The sequence below is a fragment of the Pseudomonas sp. SC11 genome (genome assembly GCF_047039205.1).
In the GTDB taxonomy this organism is placed as follows: domain Bacteria; phylum Pseudomonadota; class Gammaproteobacteria; order Pseudomonadales; family Pseudomonadaceae; genus Aquipseudomonas; species Aquipseudomonas boreofloridensis.
The window spans coordinates 2,690,639-2,706,423 of the sequence record NZ_CP178183.1 but is presented as its reverse complement, the minus strand read 5'-3'; the positions used below and the strand labels follow the sequence as shown (position 1 = coordinate 2,706,423).

The following is a 15,785-nucleotide window of genomic DNA, read 5'->3' as shown; positions in this document are numbered from 1 at the left end:
TCCGAGCCTGGCGGCATCCGCAAGCGAGGGTAGGTGGGTAATGTGTTGAAGGACTCCCCACCACGGAGCAAATGTTGAGTTCTGGGAGAGCCTCGCACGCAGCCGGCTGGGCAACCCACTGCCTAAGATCGGGATCTAAAAACTAAGGTTTACCTTAGTTTTTGCGGTTTTTGTGACGGTTGGCTAGAGAATATAAGCTATGGCTTAGTTTTTCCCCGGCTGCACCAAGGCGATCTCCCGCAGCATTTGATAGGCCTTGCGGGCTGTTAGTGGTTTTGCTGCCAAACGAAAGGTACCTCTGTGTGCTGAGATGATGTCGGGTAGTCATTTCCCAGGCTTGGTAGACCGCATGGTCAATGAAAGATGCCGCCCTTGTCGTATTGCCCTCGCATCTTGACATTCACGCGAAAGCCGGAGCGTGTTCAGAAGGAGACTGTCGCGTTAATTGATCCGCCCCGTAATCAAGGTCGACACTGATTTGAACCAGGGGTTGACTTTACAGAGGTTAAGAGGTTGCACCGTGCCGCTTCAAGATACGGCTGGCAGTGCGTGGTTGACTAGGCAAGACTGAGCTTTGCAGGAATGGGGGCCTTTCATCAACGCGGACTTGGTATCCCTACTTACTCACACTTGCGGGCCCCCAAAGTAACAAGAAGGCATGATGCCCAAGATCTACCCCTGGGCATAGCCATTTGATATCGTTATGGAAAAGCGCACCGCATCAGGCACGCAACGCTGGCGATACGATGACTCTTGAAAACAAGGAAAGGAACGGATCGATGGTCAGTCATGAATACGTGCGCGAGGCGATCATCAATAAGATGCAAATTCATGGATAACCTAGCTATAAAAGCTCGACATTCCTTCACATCAGCAAATAGAGACCAAGGCACGTGAAAGTAAGACTTCCAGCCCCGGACAACTGGCAAGACTTTGAGCAGATATGCCAAAGACTTTGGAAAGAAATTTGGTGCGATGCTAATACTCAGCTGAACGGCCGAGCTGGGCAGCCTCAAAGCGGCGTTGATGTTTATGGCAAGCCGATATACACAGAGATCTGGGCGGGGGTTCAGTGTAAGGATAAGGACGCTAATCTAGGAAGCAAATTAAAACCATCGGAGCTCAGCATCGAGTGCAATAAGGCCGCATCATTTGAGCCCAAACTTAAAAGTTTTTCTGTAGCGACGACTGCCGCCAGAGACAAATCAATACAAGAGCACGCTAGGGTGTTGAATGCGAACAACACCTATCCATTTGATGTTCATGTTTGGTCTTGGGATGATATTGCGGCAGAAATTTTAGCTCGCCCAAGCCTCCTCAAGAGCTTTTACAGTGGACTACCAAATTACCATGAGCTAGACGGGCACCAAAGTACCACCATTGCTATAAGCTCTCCGAAAGATCAATTCAGGGCTTTTTTCTCCCGCCCTGCATTTCATGATTTTCTTGGAGAGAGAATTAAAGATTCTATTTCGCAGGTGTCGTACGAGCTGAGTGACAATGCGTTCACTCACGGAAGGGCAAGGCACGTAAATCTCACTCTATCCGGAAACGTTTTTACAATTGAGGATGATGGGGTAGAGTTCAATCCTCTTACACAACTGGATCCAGATAAGGCTTCCGCACGAAGCCATCTCGGCTCTCTTATATTCTCGGCCTTTCAAACTGATTACCAGGGGGAGATTAGCATAACCTATGAAAGGATAAAAAAAGACGGCATATGGAAAAATAAAGTTTCCATGTCATTAAGCAGTGAAGTGCACCTGCTGCCGCCATCCGAAATAATTGATATCCAAGTGGAGCTGCATGAGATTTTCAGTAGGCGGGCATCTGAGCAATACGCACACTCATTGGTGATTCCTGCCGGGGTGAAAGAAGTAGTTCTCACGGTGGGGAAAAGTCCAAACGGAAGCGGATGCTTCGGTTTTTTCCTCAGTATGCGCGAGCGGTTGCCTGCGCATGTGAAAATGACTGTATCTCATCCAAGAGGTGATATTATTGAACGGTTCGGGTATGTACTTGCGGATCATGACATAACGTTTCAAGCAAGATAGCAGCCTACTCCCAGGACTCACATTTTCCGTAAGTCCTGGGTTGCTGTATGCGGACAGTAAAGCCCATCCTTCGCAAGCGAGGGTAGGCGGGGAATGCGTCGAATTGGGCCCTGGACTACAACTGCGGTCTTCAAGGACTCCCCACCACGGAGCAAATGTTGAGTTCTTGGAGAGCATCGTACGCAATCGGCAGGGCAACCCACTGCCTAAGATCGGGATCTAAAAACTAAGGTTTACCTTAGTTTTTGCGGTTTTTGTGACGGTTGGCTAGAGAATCTAAGCTATGGCTTAGTTTTTTCCCAGCTGCACCAAGGCGATCTTCCGCAGGATCTGATAGGCCTCGCAGGCTGTTAGTGGTTTTGCTGCCAAAAGAAAGGTACCTGTGTGTGTCGGGATGCTGTTGGCTTGTCATTCCTCCGACCTGGTCGACCGCATGGTGAAATATGCCACGCGCTGCGTTCGCATCATGACGTTCATGCGAGAGCCGGCGCGGTAGGTAAATGCCACGTTCATGGAGCCGACTCGTGACTAGGGTCGAAGATGACTGGTATCGGGGGTTGACTTCCATGCTGTATTTATATACAGTAATCACATCTGGGCAGTGCTCTCATCAATAGGTGTGGTACTAACTCTCACGATGCGCCTTCTCAGACTCGTGCATTAATACGGATGATTTTTTGCACGTACACAAAAGCCCCTCTCGGGGCTTTTGTCGTTTTAGGGAATCCCAACGGCTGGTTTTCCCCAGCAGATCGAGTTGTACGAATGATTGATGAACAACTTGAGTTGAGCTGGGTAGGCAGCAGCTGTGGTGAAGTGGCTAGGACAGGGAATTGCTCTGTGCGCGACCAGCTACGTTAGCTTAACGACGCCAGGGAGGGCAGTCAGAACGGCTGCCCATTATCAAGAGGGGCGACATGCCAGCAAGATCACTGGCATTACTTGCTACTGCGCAAAATCGAGGCGGTCACGGGCAGGCTGACCAACAAAACTGACGATATCAAACTGAGAGGGCTTCGTCTCGCCTGCGTTGATGGCTACGATCCTCGCTTGAACATACTCGTCCCAACCAGGACTACAGAATTGCCTGTCAGGCCAAAAATTGTGTGCATCGTCGTTCACAAACTGCTTGGCAATCGCTCGTTGTTCCGTACCAACCAAACCAGGGGGCAGGGTAGTCTGATATCAAACTAGGCTTGGTTCACGACAGCCGCACAACATTCCATACCCATTGGCTTTTTAGTTAATATATTTGTTTAATCGCTGAAATGGGTTTGAGCGCAAAATACCAGCCTGCACCAGCTGGATGTAGCAAGCATTGCACCATCTCACGATCATGCCGGCGCGGGGCACGTTGTTAGCTTTGCCCGGCCGAAGCTTAAGAAACGGCCGCCACAATATGCTTGATCGGGAATATATCCTCGTGCTGACCCACTGCACTGGAGGATTCAAGCAGAATAGATAGAACGATTTAGCATCTGACACATCTAGATCTGCCGGGCTCTTACCAGCTACTAGGATCGACCAGAGAGTAAGCTTTTCAAACGCGCGAAGATTCAGATAGTTCGGCTCCATTTGAACAAATAAACAAAACAGTGACGCTCCAGCCGAGTAAGCCTCCTTACTACCTGATGGATTAAATGAGGTCAAAAAGTAAGTTATTACTTTTTCAGGCAATTGCGCCGTGACTCCTTCTTTTATGAGATACAAAGGGACTGCCGTAGCAGAGATATCATGATTGACGTTATTAGACTCTTGGTAGAGCCGTTCGATAGTAGAAAAAGCCTCTTGCTTATTAATGACTTTATTTCTGTATTTTCTGCTTCTATCAAAACTGCTCAGGAGTTGACCTTCCAACTTACGACACCGTGCACAACCCTCATTAAAAGCTCTTAAAATTTTCGTGGGAAGCACACAGTTTACATCAAGTTTTGGAAGATAAGCTGTCGGGTAATTTTTTGCTCGCCGGTGAAACAATAGTTGCATTTCATCAGGCGTAGGGTAGGGTAATAGTTGAGAAATCTGCCTCCATCGAAAAAAATACTCCATATAATGTTCAGGAACTCTACCGGAAATCGATCCCGTGCCTGTGTTGACTTTGAATCTTCCATTGGTTTCGTCCGAAAAATCAAAGCAATCGAAAGAGAGATAGTTAAGGCAATCTCTCAATGGTATTTTGAGATAGAACGAGGTGGCGAACATAAACAAGCCGAGCTCTAGCCCCTTCTTTCCTTTCGTGATTTCTTTTAGCGCACCCAGGTATTCGCAGCACAACGACTCTGCATCAGTGCAACTGCATGTATTCACATGAGGAGTTCCGGGTCGACTAGGAGGGCATAGGACAAGACCGATGGTTTCAGAGTTAAAACCAAAAAATCGATTAATAACGCGCCTGACCCCATGCGAGCGTAAGGGGGAGTGAAATGGACGCCATTCTGGGTTCGCTTTTAGAAGCCCAAATTCTTTTACAAATCTGTGGTTGCTCTTCGATATCCATGACTCAGGAGGTGTATTGCAGAAACTCAAAAAATCCTGCACATCGCTATTGTTTAGTTCCGCCAGGGGCCTAGTTTTAACAATGAAGCTCCAAAGCAAAAACTTTTCTAAAACTGATTGATCCCAGCGCGCCTGAGCGGGCGTAGCCCTGGTAGCCAGCGCATAATCAGTCATCAACGCATAGCTTTCCTGAGCACGCAAAGCCGACGAAAGACTTTGGAGATAATCACGTACCAGCTCTTTTTCTGCACAAGACCGTTCGCTGGCGCCCTCGGCAGGCGAGTCAGGCTGCGTCAGCAGTCCATGAAACCTCAGAACCATAATATGCATCCCAAATGCAGGCCGGCAATTGCGAAGGCTAACAGCCTTGAGCCTTAAAGATCTCAGCATCTGAATCTATACAGCAGGTGCTATGAAAGCAAACATCTGGCCGGCACCAGCCGTGCAGGCGAATTTTTGTCCGATTAACTTTCGTCAATCGCCCAGAGTACAGGAGCAGCTTGGGCATTTTCACGAAAATAAGTTTATTGAGAACAAGGATTTGCGCTGGGGCCGGTATGGCTGAGTTCCATTTTCCAATTTACTTTCGCCACGCGGCACGCCAGGGAGAGATTTGGTCGCAGACGGCGGGCACCAAAAATCAGGGGCTACAGAGCGGTTTTTTCCAATTTAGTACTGACAGAAAAGGCGTAACCGGGTTGAGATAATACGTCAGTTGTGCAACCTAACTGGTTGGCGTGGAATGTTTTCCGATTAAGTCGTCCACGTTTCCGATTAACCAGTGGGGGTCACAATTCAGGCAAAGTCTGATTTTCGGGGGCCGGTGACAATCGGGCGTTCAGAAAATACTAATCTAATTTAACATAATATACATTATGCGTATCTTCATATGGAGCTGCCGGGGCGTGGGTTGGCCAAATTGGGCGTCAGGCTCATGACGGATCGGCCTGCTTGGCCGCCTCAGGCTGGAATTCAGCCGGCGTCATTCCGTAGTAAACAATGAACGGGTCACGGCACCCTTGCTCGCGGTACCACTTCACGACTTTCTCGATCATCTGACCAAGCACGTAAACCAGCGTGTCGCTGTAGCCTTTCGGCGAGTTGGCCTCATATGGATAGCGAGCGTTTGTGAAAACATTGCGATAACGCTCAATCCATTCTTCCTCCTGGTCGAATCGAAGTCGCGACCGGATATCAGCAGGCACTGCATGGAAAAGCGTGAGCAAATCGTGCTTGTCGACGCGCTTGTCAGCCGCAATCTTGCCTGCGTACTGCAACTCGCGATGCGCGTTCTTAATCAAATCGGCGTCAAGGTCGTAGGTTTCATCGACCTGGCCGTGGTTGCCATTGGGCACGGCAACGAAGCTTTTCAGCAAAATCTCCATGCCGATCGCAGCATTTACCTGCGCAACAGCCATCATATCGTGCCCAGTAAGCAGGTGTTTGGCGGCTTCGCAATAGCGGTAAGCGCTTTCGATCATCCAAGGCGTAAGGTGCTGCTGTATAAAAATTCTCCGTCATTTGAGCTACCCCTAGCTCATTCTTGAACGCTAGCGTGCATGCATGAACGTTAGCGATCATGGATGAGCTACGCCTAGCTCACCAGATGAGCTACCCTACCCTCGCAATATGACTGAAAGGAATAACTAAACTAAATGAATATTTAGAATAGTTATATATCGGCATCGACCAGCCGCGGCGTCAGGAACAAAACCAGCTCGGTCTGCGTCTTCACCGTCGACGTGCTGTTGAACAACCACTTCAAACCCGGGATCTGTCCAAAGAACGGCACGCTGCGCACAACGATGCTGTCAGCGTCCGAATAGACACCTCCCAACGCAACCGTCTTCCCAAAACCCGAGAACACACGCGACGTCAGCGACGGCGAGACCACGATGCTGTCTATCGCTGAAGGAAGCTCCATGCGCAAGTTGACGGCCTGCTCACGACCGGTGTCCGTCAATCCAGGGTCCAGAGCCCCCAGATAGCGATGTTCGAGATTGGCTTGGGTCTGGCCATGGCGCACGACATACAGTTGCATTCCTGTTCTCCTTTTCAGGTCATTGCGGCAGACAACGGTACGGTTGCCTGCCTTTGGCGCGGGCAACCGTCGGGCTTAAAAGCGAAACGCAACACCCGTGGTGACGTTGATCGGATCGCCCGGATAGAAGTTGGCCGAGTCCTGGCCATTCGCGTCGTAGGCGGTATTGGTGGCGGTGGCATAACGTTCGTTGGTCAGGTTGCGTGCGTCGACGAACACTTCCCACTTCTTGCTTGGCGCTTCGTAGCCAAACTTGGCGCCCCAGAGGGTGTAAGAAGGCGCACTCCAACTGTTCGCAAAATCGACGTAGTAACTGGAAGCTGCCCGAGCGTTGAGCTGGGCATAGAAGCCTCCTGTCTGACGGTACTCAAGTTCTGCTTGGTAGACCTGTCGCGGCAGCCCCGGCAGTTCGTTGTCACCAAAGGTCGCGTCATGACGGTAATGGAAGTCGTTGAGGGTGTAGGCCTGACGCAAGGTCACCGTATCGCCCGACGCACCTTCCCACAGCAAGGCATTCAGGCCCGCCTCGACGCCCTGGTGGATGGTTGGACTGCCATTGGACGTCGCCACCAACTGATCCTGTGTGGCCGTGGCCTGACGCACCACCACCGACAACAGCTCTTTCTGCACCCACGAACGGTACAGTGTCAGGCTGCCGTCGAAGATGCCGTGCCCACCGCGAATGCCGAACTCGACCGTATTGGCTTTTTGCGGACGCACATCGCGAATGTAGGGTGTGCCCGTGCTGCCCAACTGCCAGGTGACCGGCGGGTCGATGGAGCGGCTGACGTTGCCGAACACTTCGAATTCCGGGGTCAGTTTGTAGCGCAGTCCTATGCGCGGCGCGATGTCGTGTTCTTCATATTCCACACCGTTGGGAAACGCTGTGGTGTTGGTGCCACTGGTGTATTCGATTTCTGCTTTGCGCTTGACGTCAATGAACGACAGGCCGCTGGACAGCCATACGTTGTCGCTCAGTTGCAGTTCGTTGCCCAACGAGAACACGGTGTCCCGCGAGCCGGTGTAGTTAGTTTCCTGCTGTTTGAGTCGCGTGGCCCTGAAGTGGGACTTCACGTCAGCCAGGTCTGCGCGGGTGTTGCTGAACGTCACTGTGCTGTCGCTGTTCAGGCCCAGGAATGTGTCGCCGGTGCGCAGGTAGCGCAGGGTCAGGTTGAGGTCCTTGGAACGCCAGTCCTGAGGTGTTGCCGAGTATCGCCAGCCGTTCAACAACGGGTAGTCGTTGTAGCCCAGCCCGACTTCCAGCTTGGCGTTGTCATCGAAGGTGTACGTGGTTTTGCTGCCCACCAATGTCGAGCCATCTTTCTTGCGGCCGAACGGCACGTTGTTGCTACGCGGGTCGTGTTTGAGCTGGTACTTGGTCAGGGTGTTGCCTTGGGTCAGGGTTTCTTCGCGATAACGCAGGAAGAACCGGGTTTCCAGTTTCGGGTTAAACACGTAGCCGAAATTGGCCACGATCCCCTGCCCTTCGTTGGAAGTGTCGTGCTGATAACCGTCACGTTCGTTGTGCTGAACGCTCACGTAGTAATCGGCATTGTCGACCACCCCACCGGTACTCAGCACCTGCTTGCGGTAACCGTAGCTACCGGCCTCGAAGCGAGCGTAGTTGCCCGGATCGGTGCGGCCTGTCTTGCTGACGAAGTTGATCGCACCGCCTAGCGACAATGCCGAATAGTTAAAGGCATTGGCGCCGTACAAGACTTCAGTGTGATCCACGCCAGCCATGTCGAGCATATCTTCCTGCGTACCGCCAGGTCCTGTCAGCGGCAAACCGTCGAACAGGAATTTGATACCCAATACATACCCTTGATAGAAGGTATTCAAACCGGAACCACGAATCGAAATCTTGTTCGCCGCCGAGCCGCTGGTGGCTTGAGCAAATACGCCCGGTTGCAGCGCCAGCACGTCCTCGGCGTTGGAAGCGCGACCTTTTTCAATTTCCCGGTTGTCGATCACGGCGGTCTTGCCAGGCACCTTGGCCAATTGTTTTTCAGCCTTCTGAGCCTCGGTCGCCTGAGCACCGGTGACCGTGACGGTGGCCAGACGAGGATCTTGCGCGGTGTCCGGTTCCGCAGCCAAAGACGCGCCATGTACCGCCATCAATAACAGGCCCAGGCTTGAAGCGGTGGCCAACGGGTCCAGACGACGTGTGTTTTTATTAAAGCGTTGCAACCTAAACATCCCTACTCCCCGATCAAATAATAAGTGTGAGCGTGACTTATTGTTTTTCTGGCTCTCGGGCAACTTTGCAGGGTTCATGCCACGTGTTTTATAACGATATTGCTGGGGGCATGCAGCCATAGACACCCGTCGGTTCGACACTTTGTTTGCGCAGTGTTCGATTGCCAACAGTCAGCGCGGTGCTTTTAATGTTGTTATCTGCTCATCATCAGTCTCGACCGTAATCGGAACGAAACAATCGGGAATATACTTATTAGACAATGGCATAGCGATGCAGCGCAGCTACTGCGCTAGACGCCATGCCGCCTTATTCCAGAAAAGCATTCATTCATAACGCACACTGTATCCAGCACAACAGTTATTCGACAAAAAGTGGCACTGACACAACAGTCCGGCTGCGTGGACTACTGAAACATCCACTTTTTACGGGTATGTTGATTGTGGTACGGCTCTTGCTCTCACACTCACGTACACCGTTGCAGTGTGAATTGCGTTTATGTCACTGCATGAACATGAATGACGGAAAGCGCCGCTTTTTCGTTTCTTTAAACAGCCAGGAGTTAATCAATGGCCAATGCCCAAACAGCGAGCGCACTGGATGTGCTCTGGCGCCAGGCGCCGGGCGGCGAGTTGCTCGACCTGGGCCGGGTCTATCGAGGCCCTTTGGCGCTGTCGAAGTTGCACACCTCACCGGGGCGGGTCCTTAGTCGTCGTGAAGCGACATTGCTGGGGATTTTCGCGCTGGTATTGCACGGCGCAGTGATCTATTGGATCAACAGTTCGCACACGCCTGTTTTGCCGGTCGTACCGCCGGAAATCCCACCGATGACGATCGAGTTTTCCCAGCCTGCGCCGCCCGTGGTGGAACCACCCCCTCCTCCGCCAGAACCCGTGGTGCAACCGGAGGAGCCACCACCTCCCGTGGAGGACGAACTGGCCACCAAGCCGCCGCCGCCCAAGCCGATTCCCAAGCCCAAACCGGTGATCAAACCGCCACCTAAACCCGTGGCCAAGCCTGTGCCGCAGCCCCCGGCCCCACCGCCGCCACAACCTGTCGCCGCACCGGCACCGGCACCGGCCGCACCGCCCGCGCCTGCTCCGGTGACGCCCGCTTCGGCCAACGCCGGTTACCTGCACAACCCGGCACCGGAATACCCGGCCCTGGCCATGCGCCGCAACTGGGAAGGCAGCGTGTTACTGCGGGTTCACGTGCTGGCCACCGGTAAGCCGGGTGAAATCCAGATCCAGAAAAGCAGCGGCCGCGATCAGCTCGACGACGCCGCGCTGGCAGCGGTCAAGCGCTGGAGCTTCGTCCCGGCCAAACAGGGCAATGACCCGATTGATGGCTGGGTCAGCGTACCCATCGATTTCAAACTGAACTAAACGCTTTACCCGATTCGCTACACCGCGGGCTACCTGACAAAAGGCGCATCGCTACACCGATTTTCATGCCTTGTTGGAGTGCCTCACATGAACCTTATCGCTTCGCCTTTCGAATCCATTGAACACGCGGTCATTTGGTTGCTGATCGTATTTTCCGTCGCCACCTGGGGCCTGGCCCTGCTCAAAGGCGTACAGTTCGCCCGCCTCAAAGGGCAGGATAAAAAGTTTCACAAGCAATTCTGGGCGGCTTCAAGCCTTGATTCCGCCGCTGAACTGGCACAGACCCGGCCCGGCGCCGCAGCGCGGGTAGCGCTGGCAGGCTATGCCGCCATTCAGGTGCCGGAAGGTGCTCAAGCCACCGACCTGGCGCATTCGATCAACCATCAGGACCGTCTGGAGCGCGCGCTGCGCCAGCAGATCGTGCGCGAACGTCGATCGCTAGAAGCCGGTCTCGCGATCCTCGCCAGTATCGGCAGCACTTCCCCTTTCATCGGCCTGTTCGGTACGGTCTGGGGCATCATGTCGGCGCTCAAGGGCATCAGCGCGGCGGGCTCGGCGAGCCTGGAAACCGTGGCCGGTCCCATTGGTGCAGCGCTAGTGGCAACGGGCGTCGGGATCGCCGTCGCGGTGCCTGCGGTGCTGGTTTACAACTACTTTCTGCGTCGCCTGAAACTGACCGCTGCCGACCTCGACGACTTCGCCCATGACTTCTACAGCCTGGCGCAGAAAAACGCCTTCCGCGTGCTGCTGCATCCGGTGCTCAAATCCGGCGCCACCGCAGCCGGTCAGAAAGTGAAGGAGGCGTCCTGATATGGCCTTCTCGACCCAAGACAGCGATGAGGTGCTCAGCGAAATCAACGTCACGCCGCTGGTGGACGTGATGCTCGTGCTGCTGGTGGTGTTCATCGTCACCGCGCCGCTGCTGACCAACTCGATCCCGATCAACCTGCCCAAGACAGAATCCGTCGCCCCGGTCGAGCAGAAAGACCCGCTGGTGGTGAGCATCGACGACAAGGGCAAGCTGTTCATCAACAAGGACGAGGTCCAGCCGGACCTGCTGGAAACCAACCTCAAGGCCGCTAAGGACAAAAACGCTGACGTGCGCGTGCAGTTGCAGGCGGACAACGGCGTGAATTACGGCGAGGTGGCGCGGGCCATGGCTTCGATTGAAAAGGCCGGGATTACCAAGCTGTCGGTGATTACGGCGAAGTAGCGCGCCACTGGGTATTCCCATTGTAGGAGCGCGCTTGCCCGCGATTGCGTTCAATCAGACGCTGCTGCGGCGCCTGACACCGGCAAGCGCGCTTCTACAGGGATGCGCTTGATCAAGCATCTGCATTAGCCTCCAAGGAAGAGGTATCCCCTGTGACTGTCACTTATTTAAACGCTCGCAAAGCGCCATTGGACATTGCTCGGGAACTGGCGAGTGAATTTGCCCGCACCGCGGTCGACCGCGATGCCCAAGGGGGGACGCCCAAGGCCGAACGCGACCGGCTGCGCCAAAGTGGCCTTCTGGCCTTGAGCATTCCCGCTGCGCTGGGTGGGCTGGGCGCGTCATGGTCGGAGACGTTCGAAGTTGTGCGGGAATTTGCCAGGGTCGACAGCTCCATCGGTCACGTGTTCGGTTTCCATCACTTGATGCTGGCCACGGTGCGTCTGTTCGCGCGGCCAGAACAATGGCAGACGTGGTTCAAGCTCACCGCCAGTCACAACTGGTTCTGGGGCAACACCCTGAACCCGCTGGACACCCGGACCGTCTCAAAAGGACGCAACGGCTGGCGCGAGTTTTCCGGGCAGAAAAGCTTCTGCTCCGGTGCCAATGATTCTGAAATGCTGATCGCTTCGGCAGTCGATGAAGCGGCAGATGGCAAGCTGCTGATCGCGGCCATTCCCAGCGGCCGCACGGGCATCACCCTGCACAACGACTGGCATAACATGGGCCAGCGCCAGACCGACAGCGGCAGCGTGACCTTCAAGCGAGTGCGCGTTGAAGAGTCCGATCTGTTGCTCGATCCCGGCCCGCTGAGCACGCCCTTCGCCTGTTTGCGTCCATTGATCGCTCAACTGCACTTCGCCAACATTTTCCTCGGCATCGCCGAAGGCGCTTTTGAAGAAGCTCGCCAGTACACGCTCAAGGAAACCCGGCCCTGGTTTCGCTCTGGCGTGGAGAACAACACGCAGGACCCTTACGTGCTCAGCCATTACGGTGACTTCTGGGTCGGGCTGGAAAGCACTCGCATGCTCGTCGAACGTGCCGGTCAGGTGCTGGACGATGCCTGGGCCAAAGGTCCGGCGCTGACCAGCGAAGAACGTGGCGCCGTGGCCATCGCCATTGCCACGGCCAAGGTCGCCGCCAGCCGCAATGGCCTGGAACTCTGTAGCAAGGTTTTCGAGGTTACCGGCGCCCGGGCCACCCACGCCTCAGTGGCGCTGGACAGGCACTGGCGCAACCTGCGCACCCAGAGCCTGCACGACCCGCTGGATTACAAACTCCATGAGCTGGGTGACTGGGCACTGAACGGCACCCCACCCATCCCGACCTTTTATTCATAGGGATCATCATGCATCTTCTGACACTCCCCCCCTCCCCCGCGCTGGCGACGTCGATCCGCGCCACCGCGCAAGTCTTTGAAGACCCCAAGTCCAAAGCGCTGCTCAAGCACCTGCAGCAGGTTGCGCCCAGCGAAGCCAGGGTGTTGATCATTGGCGAAACCGGTACCGGCAAGGAATTGGTCGCCCGCCATATCCATAACCTCAGCGCCCGCAAAAGCCAGCCGTTCGTGGCGGTGAACTGCGGCGCCTTTTCCGAATCGCTGGTCGAGGCCGAACTGTTTGGCCATGAAAAAGGCGCCTTTACCGGCGCACTGAGTGCCAAGGCCGGCTGGTTCGAAGAGGCGAACGGCGGCACCCTGTTTCTCGATGAAATCGGTGACCTCCCGATGCAAATCCAGGTCAAGCTGCTGCGCGTGCTGCAGGAGCGAGAGGTGGTCAGGCTCGGCTCGCGCAAGAGCATCCCGATCAACGTCAGGGTGCTGGCGGCCACCAACGTGCAGCTGGAAAAGGCCATCAATGCCGGGCATTTTCGTGAAGACCTGTTCTATCGCTTGAACGTGGTCAATCTCGACCTCAGCCCACTGCGGGAACGGCCCGGCGACATCATCCCGCTGGTGCGTCACTTCATCGATAGCTACAGCCGGCGCCTGAACTACGGCGAAATCGTGCTGAGCCCCGATGCCGAGCGCAAACTGGTCGGCTACAGCTGGCCCGGCAACATTCGCGAGCTGGAAAACGTGATCCATCACACCCTGCTGATCTGCAAGGATGGAGTGATTCGCAGCGACGATCTACGCATGTCCAACCTGCGCATCGAACGGCAAGACGATCCGACCAGTCAGGACCTGTCGGCACTGGATCTGCTGGAGCAGGCCATGCAACGGCTGTTCGAAGAGCAAGTGGACAATTTGCATGAGCAGGTCGAACGCACTCTGCTCGGCGCGGCCTACCGTTTATGCCACCACAATCAGGTGCACACCGCCGAACTGCTGGGCCTGAGCCGCAATGTGACCCGCACTTTGCTGATCAACCTGGGCGAGCTGAAGGTCAACAAACGCCGTCCGTCCAAGGCCCTGCTCGACGAGCGCCCTTTGCACCTGTCGATCTGAACGCCTCATCGCGTGGCCTTGAGTCTCGACATCGACTCAAGGCCACGCTTTCTTCACACCGCTTCGCCCAACTCGTCACTGAACTGCTGATTCCACAACCGTGCGTAGTGCCCGCCCTGTCGTAACAGCTGCGCGTGGCTGCCGTCCTCCACCACACGCCCCTTGTCGAAGACCAGAATCCGATCCAGGTGCGCGACCGTCGACAGCCGATGGGCCACCACCAGCACGGTTTTGTCCTCCATGATTTCGTCCAGCTTGTCTTGAATGAAGCGCTCAGTGATCGAGTCGAGGCTCGACGTGGCCTCGTCCATCACCAGAATTGGCGCGTTCTTCAGCAGCACGCGAGCAATGGCGATCCGCTGCCGCTGGCCGCCCGAGAGCTTGACGCCTCGCTCGCCCACCAGCGACTCATAGCCCTGTTCCATGCCCTCGATGAACTCGCTGGCACCGGCGCGGTGGATCGCTTCGGCGACTTCATCCATGCTCGCGTCCAGACGGCCGTAATGAATGTTCTCGCGGATGCTGCGGTGAAACAGCCCCGGTTCTTGTGGAATGAGGCCAATCTGTTGATGCAGCGAATGCTGAGTGACGCTGCGCACGTCCACGCCGTCGATCAGCACTTCACCTTTCTGCACGTCGTACAAACGCAGTAACAGGCTGAGCAGCGTCGATTTGCCTGAGCCGGATGAGCCGACCAGACCGACTTTTTGCCCCACCGGGATGACGATGTTCAAGTGCTCGAAAATTGCCTGGTCCCCGCCGTAGCTGAAGCCCACATCACGAAACTCAATGGCGCCGTGCTTGACCTGCAGCAGCTTGGCACCGGGGCGGTCGATCACTTCATGAGGCCGGATCAGCGTACGCACCCCGTTGGAGATGTTGCCGGTGGCCTCGAAAAACTCCAGAAAACGCCGCGACAGGTTGCCGACGTCGCTGATGATCAGCAGCGACAGGGTGGTGGACATCACAAACGCGGCGATATCGATGCGCTGGGTGCGCCACAGGTACAGGGCCAGCAACAGCAGGCCCAACTTGAGCAGTACGCCGCAGCCGGTCTGGAACCAGCGGATCTTTTCCATGTAGCCCAGCGATCGATAGGCCGCAGCGACCTCCTTGTCGAGAAAGCTGCCCAGATAACTGTGTTCGAACGCATGACGGGCGAAGAGACGGATGTTGGCCAGGTTCGATACCGCGTCCACCACCTTGCCCGAGCTGGTGCTGCGCGCCGCCGAATACTGCTGCGCCAACGGATGGCTGCGTCGGGCCAGCAGGTAGCACACGATGATGAACAGCGCTGACCAGCCCGCCATGAACGCCGCCATCAAAGGCGACGCGGTCCACAGCAACACGGTGGCCAGGCTCAACGTCACCAACAACGGAATCAGGTCGAACAGCAAGATGCTCAGGGTCTGGTTCACCCCTAGCGCGACTTCGGAGACCCGATGGGCCAACGCACCGGCGAATTCGTTGCTGATGAAGCGGTGGGAATGTTGCTGCAGGTAGGCGTACACCACATGGGTCACGGTGCGCCGCTGCAACGGCAGCACGTGAATATGACAGCCTGCCGCCGCCCGGGTGAACAGCACTTCGCACACCAGCAAGGCGCCGAACAGGGTCAGGGGCCATTGCAGGACCGCGAATGCCTGCTCGGCATCCAGGCCGTTGCTGACGGTGCGAGTGATTTGTCCCAAGCCGTAGGGGATGAGAATCGCGCAGACCACCGCCGCGGTCTGGAACACCAGAATCGCCAAATACCAGGCTTTGAAGTTGTTGATAAAAAAGCGCACGAACGCGCCGGGGGTTGCCGGCAACTGTCGGACGTTCCAGTTGCGCAGCCGAACGTCTCGAGGCGCGAAGGAAGAAAAGGACGAACTCATGACGGTAAACGTTCCTGAATGACGCCTGTGGCCGCGCAGCTTTCAGGCAGGAATGGACAGGCTTGCCCGGTGG

12 protein-coding genes are annotated in these 15,785 nt (G+C 55.4%); 7 read left to right on the top strand and 5 right to left on the bottom strand.

Going from position 1 to position 15,785, the window contains the following annotated elements; translation table 11 throughout:
• Positions 1 to 893 precede the first annotated feature (893 nt).
• Positions 894 to 2,054 carry a hypothetical protein gene (locus ACK2SD_RS12020; RefSeq protein ID WP_412462245.1) on the top strand — a complete coding sequence of 387 codons (1,161 nt, stop codon included), beginning with the start codon at positions 894 to 896 and terminating at the stop codon, positions 2,052 to 2,054.
• A gap of 1,239 nt (positions 2,055 to 3,293) precedes the next feature.
• Here the strand turns inward: ACK2SD_RS12020 and ACK2SD_RS12015 are convergent.
• Positions 3,294 to 4,871, bottom strand: a complete 1,578-nt coding sequence (locus ACK2SD_RS12015) for a hypothetical protein (RefSeq protein WP_412462244.1) — start codon at positions 4,869 to 4,871, stop codon at positions 3,294 to 3,296.
• A gap of 91 nt (positions 4,872 to 4,962) precedes the next feature.
• Between ACK2SD_RS12015 and ACK2SD_RS12010 the strand changes: the two genes are divergently transcribed.
• Positions 4,963 to 5,115: a hypothetical protein gene (locus ACK2SD_RS12010; RefSeq protein ID WP_412462243.1), complete on the top strand. Its 153-nt coding sequence runs from the start codon at positions 4,963 to 4,965 to the stop codon at positions 5,113 to 5,115.
• Between the two features lie 367 nt (positions 5,116 to 5,482).
• Here ACK2SD_RS12010 and ACK2SD_RS12005 read toward each other — a convergent pair whose 3' ends face one another.
• The 3 genes from ACK2SD_RS12005 to ACK2SD_RS11995 all read right to left on the bottom strand — a co-directional run bounded on the left by ACK2SD_RS12005 (position 5,483) and on the right by ACK2SD_RS11995 (position 8,790).
• Positions 5,483 to 6,031, bottom strand: a complete 549-nt coding sequence (locus ACK2SD_RS12005) for a hypothetical protein (RefSeq protein WP_412462242.1) — start codon at positions 6,029 to 6,031, stop codon at positions 5,483 to 5,485.
• 191 nt (positions 6,032 to 6,222) lie between these two features.
• A complete protein-coding gene (locus tag ACK2SD_RS12000) occupies positions 6,223 to 6,591 on the bottom strand; it encodes a histidine phosphatase family protein (RefSeq protein WP_412462241.1) in 369 nt (122 codons plus the stop codon).
• A gap of 75 nt (positions 6,592 to 6,666) precedes the next feature.
• Positions 6,667 to 8,790 (bottom strand): TonB-dependent receptor family protein, encoded by a 2,124-nt coding sequence (locus ACK2SD_RS11995; RefSeq protein WP_412462240.1) that lies wholly within the window; start codon positions 8,788 to 8,790, stop codon positions 6,667 to 6,669.
• 567 nt (positions 8,791 to 9,357) lie between these two features.
• Between ACK2SD_RS11995 and ACK2SD_RS11990 the strand changes: the two genes are divergently transcribed.
• The 5 genes from ACK2SD_RS11990 (at position 9,358) to ACK2SD_RS11970 (ending at position 13,835) form a co-directional block, all read left to right on the top strand.
• Positions 9,358 to 10,173 (top strand): energy transducer TonB, encoded by an 816-nt coding sequence (locus tag ACK2SD_RS11990; RefSeq protein ID WP_412462239.1) that lies wholly within the window; start codon positions 9,358 to 9,360, stop codon positions 10,171 to 10,173.
• A gap of 87 nt (positions 10,174 to 10,260) precedes the next feature.
• A complete protein-coding gene (locus ACK2SD_RS11985) occupies positions 10,261 to 10,983 on the top strand; it encodes a MotA/TolQ/ExbB proton channel family protein (protein WP_412462238.1) in 723 nt (240 codons plus the stop codon).
• A gap of 1 nt (position 10,984) precedes the next feature.
• Positions 10,985 to 11,386 carry an ExbD/TolR family protein gene (locus ACK2SD_RS11980; protein WP_412462237.1) on the top strand — a complete coding sequence of 134 codons (402 nt, stop codon included), beginning with the start codon at positions 10,985 to 10,987 and terminating at the stop codon, positions 11,384 to 11,386.
• A 152-nt stretch (positions 11,387 to 11,538) separates the two neighbouring features.
• A complete protein-coding gene (locus ACK2SD_RS11975; protein WP_116888323.1) occupies positions 11,539 to 12,726 on the top strand; it encodes an acyl-CoA dehydrogenase family protein in 1,188 nt (395 codons plus the stop codon).
• A gap of 8 nt (positions 12,727 to 12,734) precedes the next feature.
• Positions 12,735 to 13,835, top strand: a complete 1,101-nt coding sequence (locus ACK2SD_RS11970) for a sigma-54 interaction domain-containing protein (protein WP_412462236.1) — start codon at positions 12,735 to 12,737, stop codon at positions 13,833 to 13,835.
• Positions 13,836 to 13,888: 53 nt separating this feature from the next.
• Here ACK2SD_RS11970 and ACK2SD_RS11965 read toward each other — a convergent pair whose 3' ends face one another.
• Positions 13,889 to 15,712 (bottom strand): ATP-binding cassette domain-containing protein, encoded by a 1,824-nt coding sequence (locus ACK2SD_RS11965; protein WP_029612009.1) that lies wholly within the window; start codon positions 15,710 to 15,712, stop codon positions 13,889 to 13,891.
• Positions 15,713 to 15,785 lie beyond the last annotated feature (73 nt).

Coding starts and splice junctions, on each gene's coding strand:
- ACK2SD_RS11985 (WP_412462238.1), top strand. CDS start 10,261: ATGAACCTTATCGCTTCGCCTTTCGAATCCATTGAACACGCGGTCATT.
- ACK2SD_RS11965 (WP_029612009.1), bottom strand. CDS start 15,712: ATGAGTTCGTCCTTTTCTTCCTTCGCGCCTCGAGACGTTCGGCTGCGC.
- ACK2SD_RS12015 (WP_412462244.1), bottom strand. CDS start 4,871: ATGGTTCTGAGGTTTCATGGACTGCTGACGCAGCCTGACTCGCCTGCC.
- ACK2SD_RS12005 (WP_412462242.1), bottom strand. CDS start 6,031: ATGATCGAAAGCGCTTACCGCTATTGCGAAGCCGCCAAACACCTGCTT.
- ACK2SD_RS11995 (WP_412462240.1), bottom strand. CDS start 8,790: ATGTTTAGGTTGCAACGCTTTAATAAAAACACACGTCGTCTGGACCCG.
- ACK2SD_RS11980 (WP_412462237.1), top strand. CDS start 10,985: ATGGCCTTCTCGACCCAAGACAGCGATGAGGTGCTCAGCGAAATCAAC.
- ACK2SD_RS12010 (WP_412462243.1), top strand. CDS start 4,963: ATGAAAGCAAACATCTGGCCGGCACCAGCCGTGCAGGCGAATTTTTGT.
- ACK2SD_RS12000 (WP_412462241.1), bottom strand. CDS start 6,591: ATGCAACTGTATGTCGTGCGCCATGGCCAGACCCAAGCCAATCTCGAA.
- ACK2SD_RS11970 (WP_412462236.1), top strand. CDS start 12,735: ATGCATCTTCTGACACTCCCCCCCTCCCCCGCGCTGGCGACGTCGATC.
- ACK2SD_RS11990 (WP_412462239.1), top strand. CDS start 9,358: ATGGCCAATGCCCAAACAGCGAGCGCACTGGATGTGCTCTGGCGCCAG.